Source organism: Bacillus sp. AFS001701 (assembly GCF_002559405.1).
In the GTDB taxonomy this organism is placed as follows: Bacteria; Bacillota; Bacilli; order Bacillales; family Bacillaceae_G; genus Gottfriedia.
The window spans coordinates 1-585 of sequence record NZ_NTZO01000726.1 but is presented as its reverse complement, the minus strand read 5'-3'; the positions used below and the strand labels follow the sequence as shown (position 1 = coordinate 585).

The following is a 585-nucleotide window of genomic DNA, read 5'->3' as shown; positions in this document are numbered from 1 at the left end:
TGTTAAACTAGAGTAGAATAATATTTTTAAAGGAGGTTTTTAACGTGAAGGCAGAAGCGCGAAAACTATATAATCCACAAAGAGAAGAAATAAACAAGCCTTCTCGTAATCAATTTCCGCAGACTAAAAAAAGAAAAACAATACGAATCCATCGAATCATTTTGACAACATTATTTTTGTCTTTAATTATCGCGTCTGGAATATATATGTATAGTCAAAACAAGATCGCTTCGGCAAAGCAACATGAACTTTCAACATTACATGTCGAACAAAAAAAAGTGGCTAAAACTGAAAAAGACTTAAACAGACAGATTAGATTATTAAATGATCCAGATTTCATAGCAAACTATGCTCGTGATCAATACATGTTCTCTAAAAAAGGAGAAACAATCATCATCGTGCCGAAATCGAAAGATGAGATCAGCTCAAACTAATAATTAATAGCTTAAAGATTCTCATATATGAGGGAATCTTTTTTTCTATATTTATTATAGAACTAATGTTCGTTTTATGCAAATTTAAAGTCGAACGTACGAACTTAAATAGGAAGAAGGGAATAGAATTTTTTCATATCTTTTAAATCTT

Annotated in this window: 1 protein-coding gene; it reads left to right on the top strand. The window is 30.1% G+C overall.

The window, feature by feature from the left end; translation table 11 throughout:
- Positions 1–44: 44 nt before the first annotated feature.
- Complete coding sequence (locus CN514_RS24875; protein ID WP_176526083.1) at positions 45–434, top strand: FtsB family cell division protein; 390 nt, start codon at positions 45–47, stop codon at positions 432–434.
- Positions 435–585: the final 151 nt, after the last annotated feature.